This is a genomic window from Micromonospora sp. DT4 (assembly GCF_049841675.1).
Classification (GTDB): domain Bacteria; phylum Actinomycetota; class Actinomycetes; order Mycobacteriales; family Micromonosporaceae; genus Micromonospora.
On sequence record NZ_JBNCKT010000310.1, the window covers coordinates 1 to 983 of the forward strand.

The 983-nt window shown below is 65.0% G+C and carries 1 protein-coding gene; it reads left to right on the forward strand.

Annotated features, from left to right (window positions below):
- Positions 1–66: 66 nt before the first annotated feature.
- Positions 67–983, forward strand: a 917-nt coding sequence (locus tag ACLQ24_RS29820; RefSeq protein ID WP_425895069.1) for a hypothetical protein, incomplete at its 3' end; no start/stop codon positions are given.

A 983-nucleotide genomic window follows, 5' to 3' on the forward strand; every position in this document is an offset into this window, starting at 1 on the left:
TCACCTTCGAAGGCCGCCTGTCCGCAGGCCGCAAGTAACCCATCAAAATCCAGTTACACCGTTAAGTTGACAGTCCCTACCGTCGACGACGTGCTCCGGTATGCCGAGAAACACGCCAAGACGCGCGAGGCGTACTGGCATCACAAGAGGTTGACCCCGGTGGACGTCGGCACGGGCGGGATGCGGACCACTCCCGCGCAGGTGTTGCACGAGTTGGGGGTGGCCACCACACTCCTCACTGCCTCGCCGCTGTCGCAGGTGGCTCGACACTGGGCCGCCGTCCGCTACTGCGCCACGCTGGCCAAAAACGCTGGGCGTCTCGCGCTGACACCGGATGCCAACGAGGTCGTCTACCACCACAAGGTGACCCAGTCCGAGCAGTTGGGCGTCGGCCTGGCCCTCGTGGTCGCAAAGAACCTGCTTCGCCGGCAGTATCGGGGTTGGACGTTCCACGCGGTTGACGCGGAGGTGGCGTTGAAGGCGGGTTTCGTGGATGGTGGTGGCGCGGTGGAGTCCGTCTCGCGAACCAAGATGCGGCCGGACTACATCCTGCTCGGCCACCACGCCACGAAGACCCGCCGGCGGATGAAGATCGTGATCCTGGAGTGCAAGGGCACGCACGGGCCGCCGAACTTCATCCACGGGCAGCTCGCCCGAGCCGCCGTACAGGTGGAGGCGTTGTCGGTGGGTGGAAGTCATCCCCCGTCGCTGATGGTCGCCTCGCACCTCGCCCAGAGCGGGATCACCGCTTACGTGCTCGATCCGCCCGGGGATGACGAGTTGTGGACCGGTGATAACGAGGAACTGGACGGCCTGTTGAGCACCCCCGCCGAGGACCAGTTCTGGCGCCCACGGACAGCCATTCCGCAAGATTCCGAGGCGAGACAGACTCCTACCGGCGCGCTCTGTCGGGGTACTCGTTGGAGTGCAGAGGTGAGTACGGCTGATCTTGCAGAGGTCAGGTGTCGTGGTGGGTGCCATGT